We start from the raw sequence: 24,153 nt of genomic DNA, 5'->3' as shown, positions 1-24,153 counted from the left end.
GCCGTCACGCCCTCGGGGCGGCGGCCGGTCGACTCGGCACTGCAACCATGCAGGTAAGCCCGCGGTTTGGGAAGTGACGCCGTGACAAGGGGGATGACCAGATGACCAAACTGCTGACCAAAGGCCTTGCGACGCTCGGTGCGCTCGCGATCGCCGGAATGATGACCGCACCCGCGACGCAGGCCGGCGAAGCCGAGATCGCGCTGCTCACGAGCTATATCGGGGATTGGCGCGGCGAGGGGCGGCTCTCGGGCGGCAATCGCGGCGAGCCCTTCCGCTGCCGGCTCAACATCAACAAGGGCAACCAGGCCCGCATCAACTATGCCGGCCGCTGCAGCCTCGTGGACATGAACCTCTCGGTCAGCGGCACCATCGCCTACAACGACCAGACCCGTCGCTACGAAGCCGCGATGAGCTCCAATGCCGGCTTCACCGGCATGGCCATGGGCCGCCAGCAGGGCGACCGCATCAGCTTCGATCTGCGCGAGCAGCAGCGCGACCGCGCCGGCAGCGACGTGCGCATCGGCTCGCGCATTCTGCTTGACGGCGAGGCGATCACCGTCGATTTCGAGGTCGAGTTCAACAATTCGGGCGAGGTGCTGACCGCCTCGGTGCCCTTCCGCAAATAAGTCCGGCTCCGCCTGGCGCATCCCCCGGCGCCGGCGGGTCCCACGCCCCCAAGAAGGAAGATTTCGATGAACGAAACGACGATCGTGGCCGCCGCCGCGCTGCAGCAGGCTGTCTCGAACGCTCTGGCTGCCGCCGGCGCCGATGCCGAATCCGTCTCGACCGCCACCCGCGCCATGATGCATGCTTCGCTCCTGGGCATCGACAGCCATGGCGTCCGCCTCACCGGCCATTACTGCGCCATGATGAAAGGCGGCCGGATCAATCCCCGCCCCGTCCCGAAAATCCTCAACCGCACCGCCGCCAGCGCCATCCTCGATGCCGATGATGCGCTCGGGCATCTGGCCGGCTACCGCGCCATGGCGCTTGCCTGCGAGCTGGCCGCCGAAAGCGGCGTCGGCGCGGTCGGCGTGCGCCGCTCCTCACATCTGGGGGCCGCCGGCGCCTATGCCCTTGCGGGCGCCGAGGCCGGCTATATCGGCTTTGCGACCACCAATACCGATTCCATGGTGGCGCTCTTTGAGGGCGCCGCGCGCTTCCACGGCACCAACCCCCTTGCCTTTGCCGCGCCGGTCCCGGGCCAGAAGCCCTGGCTCTTTGACATGGCCACCTCCTCGATCCCGATGAACCGGGTGCTCCTCCACCGTTCGCTGCAAAAACCCCTCCCCGAGGGCGTCGCCGCTGACGCCAATGGCCATCCCGCAACCGATGCGGACGCCGTCGACATGGTGCTGCCCCTCGGGGGCACGGGCTATGGCTACAAGGGCGCGGGCCTCGCCGGGGTCGCCACCCTCCTCTCGGCGGTCCTCACCGGCACGACGCTCGATCCCGATTTCATTCCCATGTACGGCACGCCCGACGACAAGACCCCGCGCAATATGGGCCATTTCGTCCTCGCCCTTTCGCCCGATCATTTCGCCGGCCGCGCCGTCTACGAAAGCGGCATCCTGCGCTATCTCGATGCGCTGCGGGGCGCCCCTGCGCGCGAAGGCGGCCGCGTCATGGCCCCGGGCGACCGGGAATGGGAAACCCTCGCCCGCCGCGAGCGCGAGGGCATCCCGATCGATCCGGATACCGCCCGCTTCCTCGGCTTTGCCTGATCAGCCCTTTGTCGGCAGGCGCTCCGGCGCCTCCCGGTCGGCACCCGTGATCAGCCGGGCACCCTTGGCATAGGTCAGCCACGCCCAGAGCCAGTTGACGATCACCATGATCCGGTTGCGGAAGCCCACGAGATAGGCGACGTGCACCCCACCCCAGAGGAGCCAGGCGGGAAACCCCTTCACCGTCACCTTGCCGAACTTCCCGACCGCCGCCGCCCGGCCGATCGTCGCCATCGTGCCCCAGTCGCGATAGTGGAACTGCCCCGGATCGCGCCCCTGCCCCTCGCGCGCGGCGATCAGCCGGCCCACATGCTTGCCCTGCTGCTTGGCGACCGGCGCCAGCGCCGGCAGCGGACGCCCGTCCTCCTCATAGGCCGCCGCATCCCCGATCACGAAGATCTCGGGGCTCCCCGGCACCGAAAAATCGCGGCTGACCTTCACCTGCCCGCCCTTGGCGGTCTCGGCCCCGATCTGCCCGACGAGCGGAGAGGCGCTGACGCCCGCGCACCAGATGATCGTCTCGGCCTCGATCGCCGTCTCTCCTGCCATCACGCGATGGCTCTCCACCCCCTTCACCGGGGCGTTCAGCATCACCTCGACGCCCATCTTTTCGAGCGTCTCCTTGGTGTAAGCACTCTGGCGGTCGGTGAACTGTCCGAGAAGTTCGTCCACCGCCTCGACGAGCACGATCCGCGTCGATTTGGGGTCGATATGCCGGAAATCCCGCGCCAGCGTCGCCTTGGCGAGCTCGGCCATCGCGCCCGCCATCTCGACGCCCGTCGGCCCGCCGCCGATGACGACGAAGGTCAGGAGCCGCCTCCGCTCCTCGGGGTCACGGCTGAGCTCGGCCCGTTCGAACGCCATGAGGATCCGGCGCCGCAGCATGATGGCGTCGTCCATCGTCTTGAGCCCCGGCGCATGCGGCGCCCATTCCGCGTCATTGCCGAAATAATTGTAGCGCGAGCCCGGCGCGAGCACGAGATAGTCATAGGCGAGCCGCATCCCGCTCCCCAGCACCACGGCCTTCGAGGTCTTGTCCACCGCCTCGACGCTGTCGAGCAGCACCGAGAGATTGGCGTGATGGGTGCAATCGAGCACCGAGCGGATCGGCTGGGCGATGTCGGTCGGGGCGAGCATCGCGGTCGCCACCTGGTAGAGCAGCGGCTGGAAGAGGTGATGATTGGTCCGGTCGACCACGATCACCTCGAGGTCCGATTTCTCGAGGACCCGCGCCGCCGAAATCCCGCCAAACCCGGCCCCCACGATCACGACGCGCTTGCGCTTGGGCGCGGTCCCCTTGGCTTCCGGCACCGCTGCGTCGGGCAGCGGGGCAGGGTCGGCGGGGCGGGCGGGGTCGATCGTCTCGCTCATCGGGAAAATCCTTGCTCGGCTCCGGTTTCAGCAGTGCCAACGAAGATGCGCGCGAGCCGTTGCACCCTGCCGCCCCCCGCATCCTCCTCCATCGCGCCATCTGCGCTTGCGGATCGGCGCGTGCGGGTTCAAACAGGAGCCATGGCCTTCCGCTTTCTCCATAGCGCCGATCTGCATATCGGCAAGCCCTTCGGCAATCTGCCCGAGGATCTGCGCGGGCGCCTGCGCGAAGCCCGCCACGGGCTGATCGCCCGGCTCGCCGAACGCGCCCGCAGCGGCGGGGCCGGCACGATACTGCTTGCCGGCGACAGCTTCGATACCGAAACCCCCTCGCCCGCCATCCTCCGCCAGGCCCTCGCCGCCATCGGGCAGGAGGCCGACATCCGCTGGATCATCCTGCCGGGCAATCATGATTCGCTGCAGGCCGAGGAGCTCTGGCGCCGCATCGGCGAGGCGGCCCCGCCGAACCTGCATCTGGCGACCAGCCCCCACCCCTTCACGCTTGCCCCCGGCGTCACCCTCCTGCCCGCCCCCGGCACCACGCGGCGCCCCGGCCGCGACCTCACCGAATGGATGGATGGCGCGGAAACGCCCGACGGGGCCCTCCGCATCGGGCTCGCGCACGGCCCCGTCCTCGATTTCTCCGAAAGCGGCACTGCCGCCTCCGTCATCGCGCCCGATCGCGCCCGCCGCGCCGGACTCGATTATCTGGCGCTCGGGGATTGGCATGGCCCCATGGCGCTCGATCTGCGCACCCGCTATCCCGGCACGCCCGAACCAGACCGCTTCAAGCACGATGCGCCCGGCACCGCCCTCCTCGTTACGATCGAAGGCCCCGGGGCGCCACCCGAGATCACCGCCGTCCCGACCGCCCAGTTCAGCTGGACCAGCATCGGGTTCGATCCGCTTCTCGAAGGCAGCGACCCCGACGCGCTCCTTTCGCGCCTGCCCCAGCCCGCCTTCCGGCGCACCGCCCTCGTCCGGCTCGTCCTTTCGGGCCATCTCTCGCTCGGCCAGCGCAACGGGCTTGTTGCAGCGCTCGACGTCGTCGCGCCCGAATTCGCCCTCTTTGAAACCGACGAAACCGGGCTCTCGATTGCCTGCGAGCCCGGCGATCTCGATCGGATCGACCGTGCGGGCGCACTGCGCGAAGCCGCGCAGACGCTCCTTGCCGAAAGCGAGGATCCGCTCCTTTCGCTTGCCGAGCGCGAAACTTCCCGCGCCGCCCTCGTTCGGCTCTTCACCCTTGCCGAAAGGGCCGGCGCATGAAGCTCACCGCCCTCCGCCTCCACGACGTCAAACGCTTCGCCGGACGGGGCGTCGCCATCGAAAACATCTCGAGCGGCGTCAACGTCCTCACCGCCGCCAATGAGCATGGCAAGTCCACCTGCTTTGAAGCGCTCCATGCGCTCTTCTTCCAGGCCCATACCGGCACGCCCGGCGCGGTGCAGCTGCTGCGCCCCTATGCCGGTGGCAATCCGCTGGTCGAGGTTGATATCGAGACCGGCAACGGGCGCTTCAGGCTCACCAAGCAATTCTATCGCGGCCGCCGGGCCAGCGTCACCGATCTGGGCTCGGGGCGCCTCGTCGCGCAGGCCGACGAGGCCGAGGCCTTCATCGCCGAGTTGACCCGTGGCGGGCCGGCCGGCCCCGCGGGCCTCCTCTGGGTGCGCCAGGGCCTCACCGGGCTCGAGCGCCGGAGCCCGAGCGAGGAGCGCGACGAACGGCGCGTGCGCGAAACGCTTCTCAGCTCCGTCCAGGGCGAGGTCGAGGCCTTGACCGGTGGCCGGCGCATGGCCGAAATCCTCGCCGCCTGCGAAGCCGAACTCGACACCCTCGTCACCGCTACGATGCGTCCCAAGACCGGTGGTCCCTATGCCGCCGCGCTCGCCGCGCGCGATGGCCTCCTCATCCGCCGCGACGCGCTTGCCGCCGATGTCGAAATGCTTCATGCCGCGCTCGAGCGCCGCCGCACCGCCCAGGCCCGCCTCGCCGAAATCGATAATCCCGAAGATGCCGCGACACGCCGCGCCGACATCGCCGAGGCCGAAACCGCCTTCGAAGCGGCCCGCGCCCATGGCGATGCGCTCCGCGCGGCCGAGGCAGGCCTCGCCCTCGCCGCCGACCGTCACCGCGCCGCCGAAGCCGAGCGCCGCGCCTTCGCCGAAGCGCTCGCGCGGGCCGAAGCGCTCGCACAGTCCGCAGCCGCCCTCACTGCCCGCCGCGCCGAATGCGCCAGCCGCCGCGACGCCGCGCGCCAGACGCTGGACGCCGCCCGCGAGGCCATGACCGCCGCCGAAGCACGCGAAACCGAAGCGCGCGTCATGATGGCGGGGGCCGAGGCCGCGGCAGCCGCGCGGGAGGCCGCCGACCGGCTCGCCACCCTCCGCGAGCACCTCGCCCGCGCCGAAACCGCCCGCGAGGGGATCGAAAGGCTTGCAGCGCTCCACGCCGCGCGCGTCCTTTCCGAGAAATCCGTTGTCGAACTCGAAGCCCTCGAAATCGACCTCGTCGGCCTCCGCGCCGCGCGCGCCGCCACCCTCCCCACGCTTCGCATCGATTATGCGCCGGGCGCCGCGCCCCTCATGCTCGCCGATGCCCCCCTGGCCGGGGCGCAGGACCATCCCGTCTCGGGCACGCTCGGGGTCGACCTGCCCGGCATCGGCCGGCTGACGCTTCGCACCCCCGAGACCCCCGGCGCCGGAGAAAAGCTCGCCCGGGCCGAAGCGCGCCACCGCGATGTTCTCGCCGCGCTCGGGGTCGAAAGTCTCGCCGCCGCGCGCACCCGCATGGCCGAAGCCGCGCGCCTCGCAGGCGATCTCGCCCTTGCCCGGCAGGCCCTCGCCCAGGCGGCGCCCGAGGGGCTCGATGCCCTGCGCGCCCAATGCGCGCGTCTCGAGGCGACGCTCGGGGAGGCGCCCGAACTGAAATTCGATCCCTCCGCCATCCGCGCCGCGCTCGAAGACGCTGGCCTCAAGGTACAGGCGACCCGCGCCCGCTATCACGAGGCCGGCCCCGCCCTGCAGCGCGCCGCCGAGGAACTCGCGACCCTCGAAACCGACGCCGTGCGGATTGAGACCGAAACCCTCTCGCTTATCTCCCGGCTCGGCCCGGAGCCCGAGCGTGCGGCGCGCCATGTCGCTCTCGACGCCGCAGCGCGGAGCGCGGCCGAAGCCCTCGCGACCGCCGAAGCCGCAATCGCCCCCCTCCGCGCGGCCGGGCACGACCTCGCCGCCGCCGAGGCGCGGCTGCGCCGCGTCCGTTCGATCGACGAGGCCGCCCGCACCGAAGCCTCGCGCCTGTCGATCACCCTTGCCGAGCTCAACGGCCAGATCCGCGCCCGCGCCGACGAGGCGATCGAGGAGGCCCTTGCCGAAACCGCCGAGGCGCTGCAGGCGGCCGAAGCCCGCATCGCCCGGCTTTCGGCCGAGATCGCGACGCTCGCAAAACTCCGCTCCGCCCTTTCGAGCGCCCGCTCGGCGGCGCGCGATCTTTATCTCCGCCCGGTCATCACCGAGCTTCGCCCGCTGATCGGGCTCCTCTTCGATGACATCGTGGTGGAGTTCGACGAGGACAATCTCCTGCCGCAGCGCGTGCGCCGCAACGGGCAGGAGGAGGATGTCGACCGCCTCAGCGGGGGCATGCGCGAGCAGCTTTCGGTTCTGACCCGCCTCGCCTTCGCCCGCCTCCTCGCCAATGACGGGCGCCAGGCCCCCGTCATCCTCGACGATGCGCTCGTCTATTCGGACGACGACCGGATCGAGCGCATGTTCGATGCGCTCCACCGGGAGGCCCGCGACCAGCAGATCCTCGTCTTCTCGTGCCGCCAGCGCGCCTTTTCGCGGCTCGGGGGCAACGTCCTCGGGTTTTCGCCCTGGACGCCGCCCGAGCGCTGATCAGTCCTGCGGCCTCGACACCGCCGGCCGATAATCGGTGAGGTCGGTGTCCGCCATCTCGATCACCCGCCCCTCTTCGGCCGACTTGTAGAGCGCCATCAGCATCTCGATCACCGCGACGCCGTCCGCAAACGTTTCCATCGGCGTCCGGCCCGCGCGGAAGCACTCGATCATGTGCCGGTTGGCGTCAGTATAGCCATAGACCCCCGCCTCGTCCTCGAGCACGGGCATCAGCCCCTGCTCGGCATTCTGCTTTTCGACGAGATCCTCGCCCTGGTCGCCCGTCACCTCGCGCGACATGAACACCTTGAGCCCGGTGTTGAGCGTCGAGAATTCGAGCGCGTATTCGGGCCCGAGCAGCTCGATCACGATCCGGAGCCCCGGCCCTACATACGCCCAGGAAGTCGTCGCCTCGACGATCACCTCCTGCCCGTCCTCATCGACGAAAGTGAGGAGCCCGCGCGCGAAATCCTCGGCCGGGCGCTTGGTGTAGTCGACGCCCCCACCCATCCGCGCCTTGAGGTCGGCCGCATATTTCGGCTGCGCCCATTTGAGCGTCGCCACCGTCGCAGACGCGCTCTTGAACCGCAGCGTATCGCGCGCCGCCCCCGGCCGGGTCAGCATGAACCGCCCCACCTCGACCGAATGGCACATCATGTCGAGCAGCACGCCCCCGCCCTGCATGTCGCCCCGCCAGAACCAGGGCTCGTGCGGGCCCGAATGCTCCTCGGCCGCACGCGCCAGATAAGGCCGCCCCGAATTGGGCACCGCCCGGCGCCAGATGATCTCCTTGCCGCGCACCACCGCGGTCGAAAAGAGCTGGTTTTCGAGATAGCCGTGGTTGAGCCCCGCCTCCTCCACGAGCGCGAGCATGCGCCGCGCCTCCGCCACCGTACGCGCCAGCGGCTTCTCGCAGGCGACCGCCGTGATCCCGGAACGGCCCGCCTTCACCTGGGCCGCGATCATCTCCATCGTCTCAAGCCGGGTATGGTTGGGCGAGAGGATCCAGACCGCATCGAGCCGGTCGTCCGCAAGCAGCGCCTCGAGGCTCTCATGGGCCGTGCACTCGCCCAGATCGAGTTCGGCGACCGAAGCGGCGAACGCCGCGCGCTTCTCGGGCGTCGGGCTATAGACCCCCACCACCTCGACATTGCGCACGCCGGTCAGCGATTTCAGATGAAAATGGGCGATGAACCCCGAGCCGATGAACCCGATCCTCAGCGGGCGGCGCTCTTCGGCGGCAGTCGTTCTTGCTGTCATTGGCGAAATCCTCCTCTAAACGGGGCTCAGAGCCCCTGCCAGATGTCGATGAACATGCGGACCGATGTGACGAACAGGAACGCCGCGAACGCATAGCTCAGCGTGCGGCGCTGCAGATTGTGCGCCACCCGCGCGCCCAGCGGCGCGACCAGCATGGTGAGCGGAGCGAGCGCGACGAGCGCCAGGAGGTTCACATAGCCCAGCGACCCCGCCGGCAGGTCCGCCTCCCCCCAGCCCGCGATCGCGTAGCCGATCGTGCCGGGAATGGCGATGATGAACCCGATCGCCGCCGCCGTCCCAACCGCCCGCCGGATGTCGTAGCCGAACGCGGTGAGGATCGGTACGCTCAGCGTCCCGCCCCCGATCCCCATCATCGCCGAGACCGAACCGACGAAGAACCCCGCGATCGCCTTGACGATCCGGTTGGGAAACCCGTCGCGCAGCGGCGCGCTCTGGGCGCGCAGCACCATGTTGAGCGCCACCAGCAGCGCCACCACCGCAAACACCAGCGTCAGGACGAGCCCGCTCACCGCCCCGCCGATCGCGGTGCCGACAACGACCCCAATGAAGATCGGCACGCCCCAGGATTTGAGCAGGTCGAAATCCACCGCGCCCTTGCGGTAATGGCTCCCCGCCGAGGAGAGCGAGGTGAAGACGATCGTCGTCAGCGAGGTCGCGACCGCGATCTTCATCCTGATGTCGTCGTCCACCCCCATGCCGCCCAGCACGAAATAGAGGATCGGCACGATCACGATCCCGCCGCCGACCCCCAGGAGCCCCGCGACGAACCCGCCCATCAGGCCGGCAAACACCATCGCGGCGGTCCATACGCCGTAGTCCATCAAGAGGTCCTGGCTCATCTATGCGTCCTGTGGGAGGGTCTTGTGCGCGCCGCCGGGAATGGCCGCCAGCAGCTGGCGGGTATACTCGTGCCGGGGCTCGAGGAACATCTGCCGCGTCGGCCCGATCTCGACGATCTCGCCCGAGCGCATCACCGCGAGCCGGTCGCAGACCTGCGCGGCGACGTTGAGGTCGTGCGTGATGAAGAGCATGGCGAGGTTGAGCCGCGCCTTCAGCGTCTCGAGCAGCTTCAGCACCTGCGCCTGCACCGTCACGTCGAGCGCGGAGACCGCCTCGTCGGCGACCAGCACGTCCGGATCGAGCGCGAGCGCCCGCGCAATCCCGATGCGCTGGCGCTGCCCGCCCGAAAATTCGTGCGGCAGGCGCTCGGCCGAGCGCGGATCGAGCCCGACCAGCGTCAGGAGCTCACGCGCCTTTTGGAGCGCCGCCTCCCGCTTCATCCCGCGTGCCATCGGCCCGTCGGCGATGGAAAGGCCGATCTTGCGGCGCGGGTTGAGCGAGGCGAACGGATCCTGGAACACCATCTGGATGCGGCTGCGCTGGTTGCGCAAGTCCTCCCCGCGCATCGCCCCGAAATCGGCGCCGTCGAGCAGGATCCGCCCGCCATCGGGCTCGATGATCCGCGTCACGAGCCGCGCCACGGTCGATTTGCCCGAGCCTGATTCCCCCACGAGCCCGAGCGTCTCCCCGCGCCTGATCTCGAAGGACACATCGCGCGCCGCGTGCACGGTCCGTCCGGCGCCAAAGAGGCTCTTCTTGGTCACGTAGGATTTGGTGAGCCCCGAAACCGAAAGCGCAACCGGTGCATCGGCCACCTCGTTCCGCTCGGGCGGCGTGCCCGAGGGCACCGCGGCCAGCAGCGCCTTGGTATAGGGATGGCGCGGAGTGTCGAGCACTTCGCGTGCCGTCCCCTGCTCCACCACCACGCCCTTTTCGAGCACCAGCACCCGGTCGGCAATGTCGGCGACGACGCCGAAATCATGGGTGATGAACACGACCGCCATGCCGCGCCGGCGCTGGATGTCGCGCATCAGCCTGAGGATCTGCGCCTGCGTCGTCACGTCGAGCGCCGTCGTCGGCTCATCCGCGATCAGCAGCGCAGGCTCGAGCGCCAGCGCCATCGCGATCATCGCGCGCTGGCGCTGCCCGCCCGAAAGCTGGTGCGGATAGGCCTTGATGGTGCGCTCGGGGTCGGGCAGCTTCACCTCCTGGGCGAGCGCCAGCGCCTTCGCGCGCCGCTCGGCCGGGGTCAGCAGGTCATGGGCCTCGAAGACCTCCATGATCTGGTCCTCGATCCGCATCGAGGGGTTGAGCGCAGTCATCGGCTCCTGGAAGATCATGCCGATCCGCCGGCCGCGAAGGCTGCGGAGCGTCGCCTTGTCGGTATCGATGAGATCGACGTCGTCGAACAGCGCCGCCCCCCGCTCGATGCGGATCGCCTTGGGCAGGAGCCCCATCAGCGTCTGCGCACAGAGCGACTTGCCCGAGCCGGACTCCCCCACGATGCAGAGGATTTCGCCCTCGGGCAGGGTGAAGCTCAGATCCGCGAGGGCATAGTCGCGGTCCGCCCCCTCGGGCAGCCGTAGCGCCAGGTGTTCGACCGAAACGGCCACGGGCCGGGGGGCGGTGTGTTCCATCATCAATATCCCAGTGCGATCCCGTCCTTGCGGTGGTCCGACGCGCCCCAGAGCACGCCGCGCTCATGGTCGATCCAGATCGCCTGGCAGCCGCCGAGCGGCTCGTCGGCCCAGGCGGTATCGTGCCCGCGGGCGCTCAGATCGGCCTTGATCGCTTCGGGGATCGTCGTTTCGAGCGTCAGCTTGCCCTCGGTATAGAAGCTGCGCGGCTGGTCGGATGCCGCCTGCACGTCGCGGCCCCGGTCGAGCACCTGCGAAAGGAAATGGGCGTGCCCGGTCGCCTGGTATTGCCCGCCCATCACCCCGAACGAAGCGACCGCGCGGCCGCCCTTGCTGAGGATTGCCGGGATGATGGTGTGGAAGGGTCGCTTGCCCGGCGCGAAGGCATTCGGATGCCCCGGCTTCAGCGAGAAGCCATTGCCTCGGTTCTGCAGCAGCACGCCGGCTTTGGGCGCATAGATGCCGCTGCCGAAAGCGAAAAAGAGCGAGTTGATGAGCGACATGGCGTTGCCCTCGCCATCGACCACCGTCACATAGACCGTGTCCTTGTGCACCGGCATGTCCCAGCTCTCGGGTGCCGATGCCCGGTCCATCCGGATCTCCGCGCGGAGCTTGGCGATGTTGACTTCGGCCAGCACCTCTTCGGGCGTCACCGTCATGAAGGCCGGATCGGCGATCAGCGCGTCGCGCTGGCGATAGGCAGCCTTGGTTGCCTCGGCCAAGAGATGGATCCGGTCCGCTTCGCTGAGCGCACCCTCGGAGAGGTCGAACCCGTCGAGCAGCCGCGCGATGATCAGCGCCGCCAGCCCCTGGCCGTTGGGCGGGCATTCGTTGAGCGTATGGCCGCGATATTCCCCCGAGATCGGCGCGGTGCGCTCGGCCGAAAAGCTCGCGAGGTCCTCGAGCGTATGGAAGCCGCCATGGCCTTTCAGCGTCGCAACGATGTCCTCGGCAGTTTCGCCTTCATAGAACCCGCTCCGTCCCGATTTCGCCACGGCTCTCAGCGTGCGCGCGAGCGCCGGATGGACGAGCCGGTCGCCTGCGGAGGGCGCCTTGCCCTGGGGCAGGTAATGCTCGGCGGAAACCGGATAAGCCGCGATCCGCCCGGCATAGGTCGCCCAGTCCCGCGCGACGCGCGGCGCGATGGTGAAGCCGTTTTCCGCCGCATCGATCGCCGGCTGCAGGATGCGTTCGATGCCGATCCTGCCATGGCTTTCGCTGAGTTGGCACCAGGTGTCGACCGCCCCCGGCACCGTCACCGCATCCACCGATCCGTCCGGAATGCTCGTCCAGCCGCGCTCGAGATAGGTCTCGAGGCTGGCGCCCTTCGGCGCCCGGCCCGAACCATTATAGGCAACCAAGCTCCCGCCCGCGGGCGCATAGAGCGCAAAGCAGTCCCCGCCGAGCCCGGTCATGTGCGGGTCGACGACACATTGCAGCGCCACCGCTGCAATGGCCGCGTCCACGGCATTGCCTCCGGCCTTCAGCGTCTCGATGGCGGCCAGCGTCGCAAGCGGATGGGATGTTGCGGCCATGCCGTTCCGGGCGAGTGCCACCGATTTGCCCGGGACCATGAAATCGCGTTCAGCCAATGTGTGTCTCCTTGTGCGCGGCGGCGCCAAGACCGGCGGCCGCCTCCCTGTCGCAGACAATGGTAACGTGCCGATGCCCCTGCAGGAAGGATGCAGGATTGTGTTCCCCGACTTCGCCTTCGAGCGCCCCGGCCAACGCCTCGGCCTTGGCCGCGCCCGTCGCGACGAGCACGATCCGGCGCGCCTCGAGTATGGTCGCGACCCCCATGGTGATCGCGGTCCCGGGCACCTCGTGTCCCGCTGGGAAATCGGGCCGGTTCGCCTCCCGCGTTTCCTCCGAAAGCTCGACCACGCGGGTCCGGCTCCCCCGTGCCGAGCCGGGCTCGTTGAACCCGATATGTCCGTTTCGCCCGATGCCGAGCAATTGCAGGTCGATCCCGCCGGCCCTTCTGATCAGCGCCTCGTAGCGCGGCGCTCCGTCAGCGGCGAGCCCGTCGGGCAAATGGCAGCGGGCCTTGTCGAAATCGAGTCGGGAAAAAAGGTGCCGCTCCATGTAGCGGGCAAAGCTCGCCGCGTCTTCTGGGCCGAGCCCGCAATATTCGTCGAGGTTGAAGCTCTCCACCTCAGCAAAGCTCAGCCCTTCGGCGTGCGCCCTTTCGATCAGCGCCTCATAGACCCCGATCATCGTCCGCCCCGTTGCAAGCCCGAGCACGCTGTGCGGCCGCCGCGCCACCTGGTCGGCGACGAGCCCCGCCGCCAGCGCCTCGGCGGCCACGGCATCAGCGCAGACCCTGACGTCCCGGAAGGGTTCGTTCATCGGCACGCTCACGGGATCTGCTCCAGGGGCTTCGCGCCGGGCATCGGAATGTCGTAGCCGGGCGTCTGGAAAAGGCTTTCGCGCAGCGCATCGAGACTGGTCGCCAGCGTCCCGTAGAGCCCCGCCTTGCTTCCCAGTTCGCTGATCGTGCAATGGGGCGCGTTCGGCATGCACCGGTCGAGGAAATGCCGCACCCGTTCGAGCAGTTCGGGCCGCGCCCCTATGCTGCCGCCCAGCACCACGCGTTCGGGATCGATCACCGCCGAGACCGCGAGGATCGCCTGGGCGAGCGCGCGCGCCACCTCGTCGAGCGTCGCGATGGCGATGGCGTCGCCCCTCCCGATCCGATCGAAGATCTCCCTCACGGTGAGCCCCGTCTCCCCGCCCGACCCTTCATAGCGCCCGCGAATGCCTGCACTGCCGATCGCCGTCTCGAGCGCGCCGGCCCGCAGCGATCGTCCGTCAAAGGGGTCCGAGCCGATCGGCAGGGTCGAGATCTCGCCGGCCGCCCCGCGCGCCCCGCGCAGCACCCGCCGCTCCGAGATGATCCCCATGCCGATCCCCGTCCCCACCGCGATGAAGACGAAATTATCGACGTCCTTGCCCTCGCCCAGCCATTGCTCGCCCTTGGCGGCCATGTTGACGTCATTGCCCACCTGCACGTCGAACCCGACCAGCGCCTCGAGCCGGTCGACCAGCGGCGTGCCCTCGAGCCCTTCGATGTTGGGCACCATGAACAATTGCCGCGAGCGCGGATCATAGGCGCCGGGGATCCCGACGGTGCCCGCAAGGATCCGTTCGGCCGGCAGCCCGATGGCATCCGCCAGCGCCCCGCTCATCCGCGCGAGCTGGCCCACCACATGCTCCCCGCCCCTGAGGTCGGTCGGCTCGATGAGCTCGGTCAGGACGATCCCGTGCATGTCCGCAAGGGCTGCATGGATCTTGGTCCCGCCCACATCGGCGCCGAACACCAGCGCCCGGTCCGCGCAGACCTCGTAGGTCGCCGCGCTCCGGCCGACGCTCCCCTGCGTCCGCCCGGCCAATTGCACCCAGCCGCCATCCTCGAGCTCGCGGAACACCTCCGACATGGTTTGCTTGGAGAGCCCCGTCATCCGTGACAGCTCGGCGCGCGAAACCGCCCCCCTGTCGAGCAGGATGCGCATCACCGTCCGAAGGGTGATCTGGCGCGTGGAGGCGAGCGAGCTGAGATCGATCATGAAAGCGACGGCCTATTAGTCAATTCGTCGAACAAATGTCCCGAAATTTTCTCGCCGGTCAAGCGCAGGACGCTGTAATTTGTACTCGTTTCGGTGAAGTTTTACGCCCGATGAGATTCATTGGTTCGGCAACTTTACAATCGAAAACCTTTGTGCTTGGCTCCCCTCATGTGGACACACGGCGCATGGTGCGCCCCGCTAGAGAGGGAAACGATATGACGGCTGGAACGAGGATGGCGGTGCTGGCAGGGGTTCTTGCCCTGACCATGACATCGGCAAGCGCACAGACCCTGAGCGTCGCGCTTCAGGACGACCCGGACACGCTGGACCCGGCGGTTGGCGGCACCTATTCGGGACGCATCGTGTTCGATGCCCTCTGCGATAAGCTCGTGGATATCAACGCAAATCTCGAAATTGTCCCCCAGCTGGCCACCGAGTGGAGCTGGAACGACGCCAACACCGAACTGACACTGACCCTGCGCGAAGGCGTCACCTTCCACGACGGCACGCCCTTCGATGCCGAGGCCGTCGCGGCCAATATCGAGCGCATGCAGACGCTCGAGGATTCCCGTCGCCGCTCCGAGCTCTCCCCCATCGTCGATGTCGAAGTGGTCGATGCCCAGACGGTGATTTTCAAGCTCGAACAACCCTTTGCGCCGCTGCTCTCGGTCCTGACCGACCGCGCCGGCATGATGGTTTCGCCTACCGCTGCCGCCGAAGGCGGTGAGTTCGGCGCCGCCCCGGTCTGCTCGGGCCCCTACCAGTTCGTCGAGCGCAGCGCCCGCGACTTCATCCGCCTCGAAAAGTTCGACGGCTACTGGAATGCCGACGAAATCGGCTATGAAGGGATCGAATACCAGATCATTCCGGACTCCACCGTCCGCCTCTCGCGCCTGCAGGCCGGCGATCTCGACGTCGCCGAGCGCATCGCGCCGACCGACCTCGAGACCGTCCGCTCGAACGCCCAGCTCGAGCTGCACACCGCCCCGGGCCTCGCGGTTTCGCACCTGTTCATCAATGTCGGCGAAGCCGGCGGCATCCTCGCGGACAGCCCCGAACTGCGCGAGGCGGTGGAACTGGCGCTCGACCGCAACGTCATCAATCAGGTGGCCTTCAACGGCGAGTTCATCCCCACCAACCAGATGATCCCGCCCTCGAGCGCCTTCCACAGCGCGAGCCATCCGATCCCGGAGCGGGACGTCGAGGCCGCCCGCGCCCTGATCGAAGCCTCGGGCGTCGCCAGCCCGACCATCGAGATCACCTACGAGAACTCGCTGACCGACGGCCGCGTCGCCCAGATCATCCAGTCGCTGCTGCAGGAGGCGGGCTTCACCGTCAACCTGCTGCCGCTCGAGACCTCCTCGGCAATCGAGCGCTATCTGGCGGGCAATTTCGAGCTCTATATCGGCAATTGGAGCGGCCGCGCCGATCCGGATCCGACGCTCTACACCTTCTTCGGAACGGGCGGCAGCCAGAACCTCAACGGCTATTCCTCCCCAGAGCTCGACGAAGTGCTGATCTCGGCCCGCAGCGAGCTCGACCTCGACGCCCGCAAGGCGCTTTATGAAGAGGCGGCAGGGATTTACCTCAACGATCGGCCGACCATCCCGCTCTACCACCCGACCTGGTTCTATGGCGCCCAGGCCAATGTCGAGGGGATCGAGATCTACCCCGATGGCCTGCTCCGGGTGACGGGCCTCCGCCCCGTCGAGTAATCCGACCCGTCGCGCCCGGCCCCCTGCCGGGCGCGGCACCTCCCCGAAGACCGAGGTGCGATCGCCATGCTCTCCTTCATCCTGCGGCGTTTGCTGGTCGCGGTCCCGACGCTCTTTCTGGTCTCGATCCTTGTCTTCGGGCTCCTCAAGCTGCTGCCGGGGGACCCCGCGCTGGCCCTCGCCGGCCAGGAGCCGAGCCCCGAGATCGTCGAGGCCATCCGGGTCAAATACGGGCTCGACCAGCCGGTCCCCGTGCAATACGTCCGATGGCTCGGTGGCATCGTCCAGGGCGATTTCGGCACCTCCATCCGTACAAGACTGCCGATCGGCGAGACCATCCTCCAGCGTCTGCCGGTCACCATGCAGCTGGCCTTCCAGGCCATGCTGATCGCACTCCTCATCGGCATTCCCGCGGGCGTGTTCGCTGCCATCAAGCGCGGCACCCCGGTCGACTGGATGGTCTCGACCATCGGCCTCGGTGGCCTCTCGATACCGAGCTTCTGGCTCGGCATCATGCTGATCCTCCTCTTTGCAGTCTCGCTCGGGTGGCTGCCGAGCGGCGGCTATGTCGGCTTCTTCCAGTCCCCCATCGACAATCTGCGCTATACGCTCATGCCGAGCCTCGTGCTCGGCACTGCCGCAGCCGCGATCGTCATGCGTCACACCCGCAGCTCGATGATCGCGGTGCTCCGGCAGGACTATGTCCGCACCGCGCGGGCCAAGGGGCTGAAAGAGCGGATCGTCGTTACCCGCCACGCCCTTCGCAACGGGCTGATCCCGGTCGTGACCACCAGCACGCTCCATCTTGGCGAACTGCTGTCGGGGGCAGTCCTGACCGAGCAGGTATTCGGCATTCCCGGCTTCGGCAAGATGATCGTCGATGGCGTCTTCAGCCGCGACTATGCGGTCGTGCAGGCGGTAGTGCTGGTCTCGGCGGCCATCTTCATCCTGCTGAGTCTCATCGCCGACATCGCCTATGTGATCTTAAGCCCAAGGCTGCGCTCATGAGCGACGCGACCGCCACCCCACTCGCCGCCCCGCGTGGCGGAAACCGGCCTTCCGCGCTGCGCCGCGCGCTTGGCCATCCGAGCACGATGATCGGGCTTTGCATCGTCGTCTTCTTCTCGCTCGTCGCCATCTTCGCGCCTTGGCTTGCCCCCTACGATCCCAATGTCTCGGACTGGCTCTCTATCCGGCAGGCGCCGTCAGCCTTGCATTGGTTCGGCACCGACGATCTGGGAAGAGATGTGCTTTCGCGGGTCATCTTCGGCGCGCGCGCCTCGCTCGCCGCGGGCCTGATCGCCGTCACCATCGCCATTGCCCTGGGGCTGCCGCTCGGGCTGATCGCAGGCTATTTCGGCGGCGTGCTCGACATGGTGATCTCGCGCTTCACAGATGCGCTGCTTGCCGTGCCCTTCCTCGTCCTGGCGATCGCCCTTGCAGCCTTTCTCGGCCCGAGCCTCGAAAACGCGATGATCGCCATCGGTGTTTCGGCCATGCCCATCTTCATTCGCCTCACCCGCGGGCAGGTGCTGTCGATCAAGAACGAGGACTATGTGACGGCCGTCCGTGCCCTTGGCGTGCGTGACCGCAGCATCATCGCTTCGCACATCCTGCCGAACATTCTCGCCCCCGTCGTCGTGCAGGCGACCATCACCATGGCTGTTGCCGTGCTTGCCGAGGCGAGCCTCGCCTTTCTCGGCCTCGGACAACGCCCGCCTGCACCATCCTGGGGCAGCATGCTCGATATCGCCCGGCAATTCCTCACCGAAGCACCTTGGATGGCGGTCTGGCCGGGCCTCGCCATCATCGCGATCGTGCTTGGCTTCAACCTTCTGGGCGATGGGCTCAACGACACGCTGAACCCGCATGGAGAAGGCGACTGAGATTGCGCCGCCCCATCTATCCACCTCCACGCCCGGGCCCTGTCCCGGGCGCTTTCATCTGGGGGCACGGAACATGGACGGCGTTGACAGCAAATGTATATTGTATGACATAAAGAGCAGCATAAGGAGGAGGAGACCCAAATGCTGAAAGCTCTCATGATCGCCGGCCTTGCCGCCACTGTCACAGCCGCGCCTGTTCTGGCGCAGGATGCGAACCTGATCCGGTTCGGCTTCTCGTCGGTCGCTGATCTCGAAAACGACAATGGCGCCACCGCCTGGCTCTTCAAGCAATATGTGGAAAGCCGCACCGACGACCTCGAAGTCGGCATCTATGGCTCGAGCGAAATCGGCAGCGACCAGGACGTGATCCAGGCCCTGCAGCTCGGCTCCGGGGCCACCATGCATATCGGGGGCACGGCCCTCTTCAACTCGTTCCTGCCGCGCGTCGGCGTGCTCGACCTGCCCTTCATGTGGGAAGATTACGAGCATGTCGGCGCCGCGCTCGATGGCGAGGTCGGCGACGTGCTTGCGGCCGAGTTCGAGCAGGCGGGCTTCAAGGTGCTTGGCTGGGGTTTCAGCTGGGGCTACCGCAACGTCGTGACGCGCGGGCGCACGGTCGAATCCCCCGATGACATCGCCGGGCTGAAGCTGCGCACCATCCAGTCGCCGATCTACGTGGCCGCCCTCAATGCAATGGGCGCAAATGCTACGCCGATGGCCTTTGGGGAGGTCTACACGGCCCTTCAGACCGGGGTGCTCGACGGCTTCGAGCATGCCGCTTCGATGGTTTATTCGTCCAATCTCTTCGAGGTGACCGACTCCGTGGCCCTGACGCGTCATCTCTTCGGCCCCACGGTGATGACCTATTCGCTCCCGCTCTGGAACCAGCTCAGCGCCGAGCAGCAGGAGTTGCTGCAGGAAGCGGCGGACTTCGCGATCGAGGTGTCGCGCGCGCTCGCACCGGGCCGTGAGCAGCAGGCACTGCAGCTCCTGATCGATGAGGGCATGACCATCACCGAGGTGGACACGACGCGCTTCGCCGAAGCGGCCATTCCCCTTCAGGACGAGCTGGCTGCGGACGCCGGCGCGACCGATCTGCTCGAGCAGATCCGCGCCGCCGCGAACTAGACCGCTCCAGGGAAGGCGGTATGGCCGCCTTCCCTGCCCCGAGGAGGATCATCATGAGACGGGCCTTCCGCCTGCTCGATCGATCGATCGAGTTTCTGGTGTTCGCGTGCTTCCTGGCAATCGTCCTGGTCGGCACGGCCCAGGTGTTCAACCGCTACGTGCTCAATCTGTCGCTGAGCTGGAGCGAGGAATTCCAGCGCTACGGCCATGTCTGGCTCGTGTTCCTGGGCATTCCGGTGGCCTATCGGCGCGGCATGCATATCGGCATGGAGACGCTGGCGGGCGGCCTGTCGGCCAGAGGCAAGCGCATCTTCCAGTTCGTCATCGACCTGCTCTGGTGTGCGCTCGCGCTTGCGCTGCTCATCGGGCTCGGCCAGCTCATGCAGTTCCTCAACTTCCAGCGCAGCCCGGGCATGCGCCTGCCCATGCCCTATGCCTATGGCGGCATCCTTATCGGCGCCGGCTACATGCTGCTCATCGGCCTTCGCCGCATCGTCGATAATCTGCGTGGTCTGCCGCCGGAAAGCGACGAGTATTCGGGCCAGGTGACGCCATGATGCTCGTGCTGCTCTTCGTCGCCCTGCTCGCGATGATCTTCGTGGGCGTGCCGGTCATCCTCGCGCTCGGCCTTGTCGGGCTCGCCGGCATCATGCTGGTGCCCGACCTCGTCCTGCCGCTCTACCCCCAGAAGATGTTCTCGACGCTGGATTCGTTCAGCCTGCTCGCCCTGCCCTATTTCATCCTCGCGGGCGAACTCATGTCGCGCGGCGGCATCAGCAGCCGCCTCGTCGGGTTCGCCAGCACCGTGGTGGGACATCTGCGCGGCGGCCTCGCGCAGGCCAATATCGTTGCGAGCATGGTGTTTTCGGGCGTCTCCGGCTCCTCGACTGCCGATACATCGGCCATCGGTTCAGTGCTGATCCCGGCGATGAAGGAAAAGGGCTATCCTGCCGGCTACGCCGCGGCGATCACCGCGACCAGCGGCACGATCGGCGCCATCATCCCGCCCTCCATGACCATGATCGTCTATGGCGCGCTCGCCAATGTCTCGATCGGCGGACTTTTCCTCGGCGGCATCATCCCCGGCATCCTCGTCGGGCTGGCGCTGATGAGCGTCGTTTTCATCCAGTCTTTCAATCCGGTCGCGCACCCGGCACTGCAAAAGAGCGGCGAGCGTTTTGACCTCCGTCGCGCCCTCAGGGCACTCTTCGACGTCTGGGCAGCGCTGCTCGCCCCGCTCATCATCGTCGGCGGCATTCTGGGCGGCGTCTTTACCGCCACCGAGGCCGGCGTGGTCGCCTGCGTCTACTCGTTCCTTATCTCGTTCTTCATCTACCGCACGATCCGCCTCAAGGATCTGCCGCGCATCTTTCTTGCCGCAGCGATGACCACCTGCATGGTCTCGGGCATCATCGGCATTGCAGGGGGCTTCGGCTGGCTTTTGGCCTACCTCAACTTCAACCAGATCGTGCTCGCCAGCATTCTGGGGCTGACCCAGGAGCCGATGCTCGTCTTCCTGTTGCTCGTGACGACCATGCTGGTCCTCACCATGTTCGTCGATTCCATGGCGGTGCTGATCATCACGGTTCCGATCGCGGTCCATATCGGCTCGACCTTCGGCATCGATCCCTTCCACCTCGGCGTGGCGCTGGTCATGGCCACCCAGATCGGCTCTACCACCCCTCCGGTTGCGGTGCTGCTCTTTGTGGCGACGAGCATCGCGCGCTGTCCCTATCGCGAGACGGTCCGATATGCCTGGCCCTTCATCGGCGCAGAAATCCTCGTCCTTCTCGCGGTGATCTTCTTCCCGGCGCTTGCGAGCGCCATCCCCAATGCCGTGTTCGGCTGACGGCCCGCCAATCCTCCAACAGCGCCGCGGCGCACCTATCGATAGGTCCTTCAATGTATGACATCACCAACAAGCTCGCCCTCGTCACCGGCGGCACGCGCGGTATCGGCCTTGCCATTGCCCGGCATCTTCTGGCGGGCGGCGCCGACGTCGTGATCAACGGGCGGAGCGAGACCGACGAAGCCCGTCAGCTCCTTGCCGATTTCGGACCGAAACGCGTCGAGATCGCCCTCGGCGACGTCGGCGATCCGGCTGCCGCCACGGCGCTCGTCGAAGGCATCGGCAGCCGCCGTGGCCGCCTCGACATCCTCGTGCATTCAGCCGGCGGCCCCGTCCCCGGGAAGGTCACCGATATTTCCACCGACGCCTGGATGGACGCGTTCAAAGTGCACGTCCACCCGGTGTTCCACCTCTTCCGCGCCGCACATCCCTACCTCAAGCGCGAAGGTGGGGCCGTCCTGCTCGTCTCATCGGTCGCCGGCCTGCGCGGGTGTCCGGGGACGCCGGCCTATCAGACGGTGAAGGGCGCCCTGATCCCGCTCGCCAAGGCGCTCGCCTTCGACCATGCCGCCGAAGGCATCCGCGTCAACGTCATTGCGCCCGGCGTCATCCGCACCCGGTTCCACGACGCGATGTCGGAGGCCGCCTACACCCACAACATCACCAACCGCATTCCGCTCCGGCGCGAGGGCAGCGTGGATGATGTGGCTACCGCCTGCCTCGAGCTCATCCGCAATGATTTCATGACCGGCGAGACCGTGACTGTGGACGGCGGCATGTCGATGCGCATCACCGGCTGAACCCGGCCCGCGCCGTACGCCTAGAGCGCAGCGGCGCGGCGCTCCCGGGCCCCGCTGAGCCCCGACCGGATGCGGTCGATATCGTCCACCGCATTGCCGAGCAGCGTCAGCGCCGCGGCCCGCGCGTCTTCGGGCCGGTGAGCGAGGATGGCATCGGCCAGCGCGCCATGCTCGGCGATCGCGCGCTGCCGGTGCGAGCCCTGCGCGGCAATGACGAACATCTGTCGCAGGCCAAGGCTGAAGAGCTGGCCGATCGGCCAGAAGAACTCGTTGTGGGTCGCAAGATAAATCGCGTGATGGAAGTCGAGGTCCGCGTCGACCCAGGCGTCGTTGTCGTCCCCCGCAGCCACCATTGCCGCGAACGCCACCGAAAGCCGGGCCTTGTCCTCTGCCGTGCACTGTTCGGCCGCGATCGCCGACGCCGTGGGCTCGACCGCCCGGCGCAGCTGGAACATCTTGACCAGATAGCTTTCCGTATCGGTGGCTGCGAGCTGCCACCGGAGCACGTCTGGATCCATATGGCTCCAGAATTCCGGCTCGCGGATGCAGGTGCCCCGCTTCGGGCGCGATTCAACGAGGCCCTTGGCGATGAGCCCGCGAACCGCCTCGCGCACCGCGGTACGGCTCACGCCAAGGGCTTCGCAGAGGTCCACTTCCGCCGGCAGCAGCGCCCCCGGCTTGAAATCGCCGCGCGCGATCGCCATCCCGAGATGATCGGCAACGCGCAGATGCAGCTTCAGATTGGCTTTTTCGAGCTGGCTCAGGCCTGTCGCCCTGTCGTTCTGCGCCGCCATCCGGTCTCCACCATGCCGCTGCGAGGGGACTCGCCGCCGGCCCGACTTTGTATATGGTAGGAGTTATCAACATTTGGGGCCGCTGAACAGCTTCGGAGCGCCCCGCACCGACCGGGGGGAGAACCTGATGGCCCTGACCGAACGCACCCGCGAAAAGCTATCCAAGGTCGCGACGCCGACGCTGATGACGGCGCTCTTCAAGCGCGGGCTTCGCAATCAGTGGATCCAGGACGTGCATCGGCTGAACCCGGCCGCCGGCCCGATGATCGGGGAGGCCTTCACACTGCGCTACATCCCCGCACGCGAGGATCTCAACCCGTTGAGCGTCTTCCGGGATCGCGATCACCCCCAGCGCAAGGCCGTCGAGACCTGCCCGCCCGGCGCCGTTCTCGTCATCGACAGCCGCAAGGACCCGCGCGCTGCCTCGGCCGGCTCCATCCTCGTTTCGCGACTGATGGTGCGGGGCGTGGCCGGCATCGTGACCGATGGCGGGCTGCGCGACAGCCCCGAGATCGCCGGGCTCGCCATTCCCGCCTATCACAACAGACCCTCTGCCCCCACCAACCTGACCCTCCACCAGGCGATCGACATGGACGTGCCGATCGGGTGCGGCGACGCCCCCGTCTTCCCCCGCGACGTGATCGTGGGCGATGCCGAAGGCGTCGTCGTAATCCCCGCGCACCTGGCAGACGAGATTGCCGAGGAGGCGTTCGAGATGACGGCTTTCGAGGACTTCGTGACCGAAGAGGTTCTGGCCGGCCGTTCGATACTGGGCCTCTATCCGCCCACGGACGAGACCGCCCTCAGCGATTTCGACGCCTGGCGGAAGCTCAGAGGCCGCTGAACAGACGTCAATATCCCCAATTCGGAGCTCCAAGCATGAAGATCCTCCTCGCCGGCGAAAGCTGGATCAGCACCGCCAGCCATATCAAGGGCTTCGACCAGTTTGCGACCGCGACCTACCACACCGGGGCGGACCGCTTCGTCGCCATGCTCGAAGCGGCCGGCATGGAGGTCACCTGGATCAAGGCCCATGACGTGCCGCAGGAGTTCCCGACGACCCAGGAAGCGCTCTCGGCTTTTGACGTCGTCATTCTCAGCGACATCGGCGCCAACGCGTTGCTGCTCCACACCGATACCTGGCTGCGCAGCATACCCACGCCGAACAGGTTGAAGGCCATCCGCTCCTACGTCCGCGCCGGCGGAGGGCTCTTGATGGTCGGGGGGTATTACAGCTTTCAGGGCATCAATGGTGGCGCGCGGTTCCGCGACACGCCGGTCGAGGATGTGCTGCCCGTCACCATCCTCCCGCAGGACGATCGGCTCGAAGTGCCCGAGGGCTTCGTTCCGAACCTGAGGGCGGAACACGACATCACAAAAGGCCTGCCGCTCGAGGCAGAGCCGGTGCTGCTCGGCCTCAACGAAATTCGTGCCCGCCCCGACGCGCAGACGCTGCTCTCGGCGACGATCGACGAGGGGCGCACGCACCCCCTCCTCGTCGTCGGCACGGCCGGCCAGGGCCGCAGCGCCGCCTGGGCCAGCGACATCGGCCCCCATTGGATGCCCGACCGGTTCCTCAACTGGCCTGGCACACCAGAACTGTTCGCACGACTGCTGCGCTGGCTCGCGCAGCAATAAGGGGTAAACGCGTGTTCTGTATCGA

The 24,153-nt window shown here is 67.6% G+C and carries 21 protein-coding genes; 13 read left to right on the top strand and 8 right to left on the bottom strand.

Annotation, left to right across the window (positions count from 1 at the left end):
* Positions 1 to 101: 101 nt before the first annotated feature.
* Together EMQ25_RS01965 and EMQ25_RS01960 are read left to right on the top strand one after the other, a co-directional pair.
* The gene (locus tag EMQ25_RS01965; RefSeq protein WP_127186872.1) at positions 102 to 629 is read left to right on the top strand and encodes a heme-binding beta-barrel domain-containing protein; all 528 of its coding nucleotides are present in this window, start codon (positions 102 to 104) and stop codon (positions 627 to 629) included.
* A gap of 66 nt (positions 630 to 695) precedes the next feature.
* The gene (locus EMQ25_RS01960; RefSeq protein ID WP_127186871.1) at positions 696 to 1,727 is read left to right on the top strand and encodes an Ldh family oxidoreductase; all 1,032 of its coding nucleotides are present in this window, start codon (positions 696 to 698) and stop codon (positions 1,725 to 1,727) included.
* Here the strand turns inward: EMQ25_RS01960 and EMQ25_RS01955 are convergent, their stop codons facing one another.
* Entirely contained in the window at positions 1,728 to 3,098 is a 1,371-nt protein-coding gene (locus EMQ25_RS01955) for an NAD(P)/FAD-dependent oxidoreductase (RefSeq protein WP_127186870.1), read from the bottom strand. It abuts the gene before it with no gap.
* A 141-nt stretch (positions 3,099 to 3,239) separates the two neighbouring features.
* On the opposite strand from EMQ25_RS01955, the gene EMQ25_RS01950 reads away from it, so the two are divergent.
* Both EMQ25_RS01950 and EMQ25_RS01945 read left to right on the top strand, forming a co-directional pair.
* Positions 3,240 to 4,367, top strand: coding sequence for a metallophosphoesterase family protein (locus tag EMQ25_RS01950; RefSeq protein WP_127186869.1), 1,128 nt, complete (start codon positions 3,240 to 3,242; stop codon positions 4,365 to 4,367).
* Positions 4,364 to 6,994 carry an AAA family ATPase gene (locus tag EMQ25_RS01945; protein ID WP_127186868.1) on the top strand — a complete coding sequence of 877 codons (2,631 nt, stop codon included), beginning with the start codon at positions 4,364 to 4,366 and terminating at the stop codon, positions 6,992 to 6,994. The genes EMQ25_RS01950 and EMQ25_RS01945 overlap by 4 nt, the downstream gene beginning before the upstream one ends.
* On the opposite strand, the gene EMQ25_RS01940 is transcribed toward EMQ25_RS01945, so the two are convergent.
* Genes EMQ25_RS01940 through EMQ25_RS01915 form a run of 6 tightly spaced genes read right to left on the bottom strand, consistent with a single transcriptional unit; the run spans position 6,995 to position 14,318 of the window.
* The gene (locus EMQ25_RS01940; RefSeq protein ID WP_127186867.1) at positions 6,995 to 8,254 is read right to left on the bottom strand and encodes a Gfo/Idh/MocA family protein; all 1,260 of its coding nucleotides are present in this window, start codon (positions 8,252 to 8,254) and stop codon (positions 6,995 to 6,997) included. It lies immediately after the preceding gene.
* A 26-nt stretch (positions 8,255 to 8,280) separates the two neighbouring features.
* Positions 8,281 to 9,114 (bottom strand): sulfite exporter TauE/SafE family protein, encoded by an 834-nt coding sequence (locus EMQ25_RS01935; protein ID WP_127186866.1) that lies wholly within the window; start codon positions 9,112 to 9,114, stop codon positions 8,281 to 8,283.
* Positions 9,115 to 10,752 carry an ABC transporter ATP-binding protein gene (locus EMQ25_RS01930; RefSeq protein WP_127186865.1) on the bottom strand — a complete coding sequence of 546 codons (1,638 nt, stop codon included), beginning with the start codon at positions 10,750 to 10,752 and terminating at the stop codon, positions 9,115 to 9,117.
* Between the two features lie 2 nt (positions 10,753 to 10,754).
* On the bottom strand, positions 10,755 to 12,326 hold the full coding sequence (gene ggt, locus EMQ25_RS01925; RefSeq protein ID WP_244606475.1) for a gamma-glutamyltransferase: 1,572 nt from the start codon (positions 12,324 to 12,326) through the stop codon (positions 10,755 to 10,757).
* Between the two features lie 10 nt (positions 12,327 to 12,336).
* Positions 12,337 to 13,101, bottom strand: a complete 765-nt coding sequence (locus tag EMQ25_RS01920) for a glucosamine-6-phosphate deaminase (protein WP_127186864.1) — start codon at positions 13,099 to 13,101, stop codon at positions 12,337 to 12,339.
* Between the two features lie 8 nt (positions 13,102 to 13,109).
* Positions 13,110 to 14,318, bottom strand: a complete 1,209-nt coding sequence (locus EMQ25_RS01915; RefSeq protein WP_127186863.1) for an ROK family transcriptional regulator — start codon at positions 14,316 to 14,318, stop codon at positions 13,110 to 13,112.
* 215 nt (positions 14,319 to 14,533) lie between these two features.
* On the opposite strand from EMQ25_RS01915, the gene EMQ25_RS01910 reads away from it, so the two are divergent.
* From EMQ25_RS01910 to EMQ25_RS01880, 7 genes are all read left to right on the top strand, one after another.
* Positions 14,534 to 16,033, top strand: a complete 1,500-nt coding sequence (locus tag EMQ25_RS01910) for an ABC transporter substrate-binding protein (protein ID WP_127186862.1) — start codon at positions 14,534 to 14,536, stop codon at positions 16,031 to 16,033.
* 66 nt (positions 16,034 to 16,099) lie between these two features.
* A complete protein-coding gene (locus EMQ25_RS01905) occupies positions 16,100 to 17,041 on the top strand; it encodes an ABC transporter permease (RefSeq protein ID WP_127186861.1) in 942 nt (313 codons plus the stop codon).
* A complete protein-coding gene (locus EMQ25_RS01900; protein ID WP_127186860.1) occupies positions 17,038 to 17,919 on the top strand; it encodes an ABC transporter permease in 882 nt (293 codons plus the stop codon). Before EMQ25_RS01905 ends, EMQ25_RS01900 begins: the two co-directional genes overlap by 4 nt.
* A gap of 141 nt (positions 17,920 to 18,060) precedes the next feature.
* Entirely contained in the window at positions 18,061 to 19,047 is a 987-nt protein-coding gene (locus EMQ25_RS01895; RefSeq protein WP_127186859.1) for a TRAP transporter substrate-binding protein, read from the top strand.
* 53 nt (positions 19,048 to 19,100) lie between these two features.
* The gene (locus EMQ25_RS01890) at positions 19,101 to 19,604 is read left to right on the top strand and encodes a TRAP transporter small permease (protein ID WP_158625918.1); all 504 of its coding nucleotides are present in this window, start codon (positions 19,101 to 19,103) and stop codon (positions 19,602 to 19,604) included.
* Positions 19,601 to 20,896 (top strand): TRAP transporter large permease, encoded by a 1,296-nt coding sequence (locus tag EMQ25_RS01885; protein ID WP_127186857.1) that lies wholly within the window; start codon positions 19,601 to 19,603, stop codon positions 20,894 to 20,896. Before EMQ25_RS01890 ends, EMQ25_RS01885 begins: the two co-directional genes overlap by 4 nt.
* Positions 20,897 to 20,949: 53 nt before the next feature.
* A complete protein-coding gene (locus EMQ25_RS01880; protein ID WP_127186856.1) occupies positions 20,950 to 21,696 on the top strand; it encodes an SDR family NAD(P)-dependent oxidoreductase in 747 nt (248 codons plus the stop codon).
* 20 nt (positions 21,697 to 21,716) lie between these two features.
* Here EMQ25_RS01880 and EMQ25_RS01875 read toward each other — a convergent pair whose 3' ends face one another.
* Positions 21,717 to 22,490 (bottom strand): FadR/GntR family transcriptional regulator, encoded by a 774-nt coding sequence (locus tag EMQ25_RS01875; protein ID WP_127186855.1) that lies wholly within the window; start codon positions 22,488 to 22,490, stop codon positions 21,717 to 21,719.
* A 127-nt stretch (positions 22,491 to 22,617) separates the two neighbouring features.
* Here EMQ25_RS01875 and EMQ25_RS01870 point away from each other — a divergent pair, with 127 nt between their 5' ends.
* On the top strand, positions 22,618 to 23,334 hold the full coding sequence (locus EMQ25_RS01870; RefSeq protein WP_127186854.1) for a ribonuclease activity regulator RraA: 717 nt from the start codon (positions 22,618 to 22,620) through the stop codon (positions 23,332 to 23,334).
* A gap of 35 nt (positions 23,335 to 23,369) precedes the next feature.
* Positions 23,370 to 24,128 (top strand): glutamine amidotransferase, encoded by a 759-nt coding sequence (locus EMQ25_RS01865; RefSeq protein WP_127186853.1) that lies wholly within the window; start codon positions 23,370 to 23,372, stop codon positions 24,126 to 24,128.
* The last annotated feature ends 25 nt before the right edge of the window (positions 24,129 to 24,153 follow it).

This window comes from Arsenicitalea aurantiaca (genome assembly GCF_003994485.1).
GTDB classification, from domain to species: domain Bacteria; phylum Pseudomonadota; class Alphaproteobacteria; order Rhizobiales; family Devosiaceae; genus Arsenicitalea; species Arsenicitalea aurantiaca.
The sequence above is the reverse complement of the archived record's forward strand: the minus strand, read 5'-3'. Positions and strand labels throughout refer to the sequence as shown.

Coding starts and splice junctions, on each gene's coding strand:
- EMQ25_RS01870 (WP_127186854.1), top strand. CDS start 22,618: ATGGCCCTGACCGAACGCACCCGCGAAAAGCTATCCAAGGTCGCGACG.
- EMQ25_RS01930 (WP_127186865.1), bottom strand. CDS start 10,752: ATGGAACACACCGCCCCCCGGCCCGTGGCCGTTTCGGTCGAACACCTG.
- EMQ25_RS01955 (WP_127186870.1), bottom strand. CDS start 3,098: ATGAGCGAGACGATCGACCCCGCCCGCCCCGCCGACCCTGCCCCGCTG.
- EMQ25_RS01900 (WP_127186860.1), top strand. CDS start 17,038: ATGAGCGACGCGACCGCCACCCCACTCGCCGCCCCGCGTGGCGGAAAC.
- EMQ25_RS01950 (WP_127186869.1), top strand. CDS start 3,240: ATGGCCTTCCGCTTTCTCCATAGCGCCGATCTGCATATCGGCAAGCCC.
- EMQ25_RS01905 (WP_127186861.1), top strand. CDS start 16,100: ATGCTCTCCTTCATCCTGCGGCGTTTGCTGGTCGCGGTCCCGACGCTC.
- EMQ25_RS01915 (WP_127186863.1), bottom strand. CDS start 14,318: ATGATCGATCTCAGCTCGCTCGCCTCCACGCGCCAGATCACCCTTCGG.
- EMQ25_RS01880 (WP_127186856.1), top strand. CDS start 20,950: ATGTATGACATCACCAACAAGCTCGCCCTCGTCACCGGCGGCACGCGC.
- EMQ25_RS01890 (WP_158625918.1), top strand. CDS start 19,101: ATGAGACGGGCCTTCCGCCTGCTCGATCGATCGATCGAGTTTCTGGTG.
- EMQ25_RS01945 (WP_127186868.1), top strand. CDS start 4,364: ATGAAGCTCACCGCCCTCCGCCTCCACGACGTCAAACGCTTCGCCGGA.
- EMQ25_RS01910 (WP_127186862.1), top strand. CDS start 14,534: ATGACGGCTGGAACGAGGATGGCGGTGCTGGCAGGGGTTCTTGCCCTG.
- EMQ25_RS01885 (WP_127186857.1), top strand. CDS start 19,601: ATGATGCTCGTGCTGCTCTTCGTCGCCCTGCTCGCGATGATCTTCGTG.
- EMQ25_RS01875 (WP_127186855.1), bottom strand. CDS start 22,490: ATGGCGGCGCAGAACGACAGGGCGACAGGCCTGAGCCAGCTCGAAAAA.
- EMQ25_RS01960 (WP_127186871.1), top strand. CDS start 696: ATGAACGAAACGACGATCGTGGCCGCCGCCGCGCTGCAGCAGGCTGTC.
- EMQ25_RS01965 (WP_127186872.1), top strand. CDS start 102: ATGACCAAACTGCTGACCAAAGGCCTTGCGACGCTCGGTGCGCTCGCG.
- EMQ25_RS01865 (WP_127186853.1), top strand. CDS start 23,370: ATGAAGATCCTCCTCGCCGGCGAAAGCTGGATCAGCACCGCCAGCCAT.
- ggt (WP_244606475.1), bottom strand. CDS start 12,326: ATGGTCCCGGGCAAATCGGTGGCACTCGCCCGGAACGGCATGGCCGCA.
- EMQ25_RS01920 (WP_127186864.1), bottom strand. CDS start 13,101: ATGAACGAACCCTTCCGGGACGTCAGGGTCTGCGCTGATGCCGTGGCC.
- EMQ25_RS01935 (WP_127186866.1), bottom strand. CDS start 9,114: ATGAGCCAGGACCTCTTGATGGACTACGGCGTATGGACCGCCGCGATG.
- EMQ25_RS01940 (WP_127186867.1), bottom strand. CDS start 8,254: ATGACAGCAAGAACGACTGCCGCCGAAGAGCGCCGCCCGCTGAGGATC.
- EMQ25_RS01895 (WP_127186859.1), top strand. CDS start 18,061: ATGCTGAAAGCTCTCATGATCGCCGGCCTTGCCGCCACTGTCACAGCC.